1 protein-coding gene and 1 pseudogene are annotated in these 2,278 nt (G+C 55.8%); both read right to left on the minus strand.

The window, feature by feature from the left end:
* Nucleotides 1-136: 136 nt before the first annotated feature.
* Nucleotides 137-1,642 carry a UvrD-helicase domain-containing protein gene (locus F7R02_RS24975; protein ID WP_078589109.1) on the minus strand — a complete coding sequence of 502 codons (1,506 nt, stop codon included), beginning with the start codon at nucleotides 1,640-1,642 and terminating at the stop codon, nucleotides 137-139.
* Nucleotides 1,643-2,172: 530 nt separating this feature from the next.
* A pseudogene (locus tag F7R02_RS24985) lies at nucleotides 2,173-2,278 on the minus strand (IS5/IS1182 family transposase); the annotation flags it as partial.

The raw sequence follows: 2,278 nt of genomic DNA on the forward strand, positions 1-2,278 counted from the left end.
ATCTCGCGCCGGGTCTGCTTGCGCTTGCCCAGGCCCTCAGCGTCACCGAACGTCAGCTGCATAGATGATCCTCTACATGATGAGGCGGGTAGTGTCGCGTATCTGTGGTGCGTTGTTCAGAGCTTCCCTAGATTGTTCATGCGATAGCTGCCGAAGCACTGGGGTGGTCATCCGGAGCAAGCTCCGGGTCGAAGAGCTGAGCGATACTGCAGTTGGTGGCCAGCTCCTTGCGAGCACGGGTGGCAGCCACGTAGAGCAGGTTGACCTCCTCGATCGTCTGACGTTCGGCATCTGAGAAATCGCGAAGCTTTCCAGTGTCTTCGTCGACCGTGTCGATAAAATTTTCCGCAAGCTCGACATGATCGAACTCCAAACCCTTCGACCGGTGCGCAGTCACAACCACCAGTGCGTCCCGCTGTTCAGGGGAAGCACTGTCGAACTGGAGTGCCTCGGCTCGAATCCGGTTAAGCGCTTGGTCAAACCTCTTGCCGCCATAACGCTCGACCACTTTTGCCCAGCCAGTTAGCTCCTTGTCCTGCACAGCCTCCGCATATTCGGCCAGGCTCTCGAAGGACTCGAAAGAAGCGATGAAGGGATTCCGGACATCGGCTGGACCGAACTGCCGAAGCTTCGAGATATCTTCACCAATCTCGAACCGATAAGTGTGAACGCCGCCGACATACGCCACCTTGATTCCTCTGCCGACTGCATTATTGGCCTTGTCGAAGACCGCAGCGTTAGTGCGACTGATGAAGGCAGTGCCGCGTGGATTCTCAAAGGATCCCTGGTCAACGATCGTGTCCATGCCCAAACCGCGTAGCTGTGCAGATTCGCCCTTCAGAGCGAGGATGCGATTCGCCACTTCGGCAACTGCAGGACCAAAGCGGAAGGAGCCAGTGAGATAAAACGAGGCATCGGCCTTGACGAGCTCCATAGCATTTTGCGAGCCGCGAAATGAGTAGATACCCTGATGCCTATCGCCGACGTACAGCAATCGCGCGCTCTGGCTCTGCAGTATCGACTGCAGCACAGGATTGGTGTCCTGTGCCTCGTCGATCATAATGGTGTCATATGCCAAGCGCGGGCGGCTGAGCTGGTAGAGCTTCAGGTAGCCGTCGTGCACCATCGGCAGGCTGGTTGCCTGCATTGCCGCCCAAACATCCTTTGCAGCTGCCAGCAACGCGTGTTCGCTTAGGTATTTCTTTTCGGCAGGTGAATCACCCAGCGAAACGTGAGTTGCACCCATCTGCTCATCCGCCGACACTAGAAATGCCTTTACAGTTTCGATGACGCGTTGGTCGAACACACGCACCACAGCAACTGGTAACGAACGGGTGTATGCAGTAGTGCTGCCGGTGATGTGAAAAGGTTTGATATCGGCTAGAAGTTTCCCGTCGTATTTTGCGCCGTGAGGGAACCATGCCAACGAATGTCCCGTCTTGCACTTCACGTTGCGTGGAAAGCGTCCAGCGGCCTCCAGCTGGATAGATTTGTTGAACGCAACCATTAGCTGGCGCTCATTGGGACGTGCATCTGCAAAGCCGATAAGCGTAGAAGACTTCCCCGTCCCAGCGAATGCATTGGCACGGATAGTCTTCGCGTTCGAGGCGATGATCGCCTCTTGTTCTGAGGTGAAATGCACGTCTATTCTCCGCCACTTTGGTTGGCATATCATATACAAGCCAAGCACGAAATAGTAACGTTTGCCTCCCGTTTGCTGGCTTAGACTAGTGCGGCCGCATCGGTAATCTAAGGAGATGGGCTCGGTACCAAGCCCAAGTTGTCAACATGGCCGGCCATGTGGTCACGAACTCTGTCCAACACAGCGTCAGGCGCAAATGCCGAGTCCGGGAGATCACGTCGGGGGATATCCAGTGCGATACGGAAAGACTCGAATCCAAGCTGTTCATAGAGGCCGGTCGGTCCTCCAGAAGCGCTGTAGACGTACTTCCATTGCTCCGCTACGGAGTCGGAGAGCGGCTTCAAGGTGAACTCTGCCCCGTCCTGTATGTAATCCAACCCAAGGACGCGCGCAACCTCCTTGCCTACGTCGACTAGGGAAGGTCTGAATAACGAGGCCTGAGAGTGCGGGATGTCGCGTCGTTCCGAAGAGTGGCGTTTGAATCTTTGGAATTTCGCCATTTCTGGCGCTTTCCGTGGGAATTTCCTGGTTTACAGGCGCACGCTCCCCATAGCCGGCAGCAACTGCTTTCGCTTCATCCACAGATTGGAGAGCGCAAACAAGGTCAGCACGTGTGCGGTGTTTTTGGCCAGGCCG

This window comes from Xanthomonas cissicola, from assembly GCF_008801575.1.
Classification (GTDB): domain Bacteria; phylum Pseudomonadota; class Gammaproteobacteria; order Xanthomonadales; family Xanthomonadaceae; genus Xanthomonas; species Xanthomonas cissicola.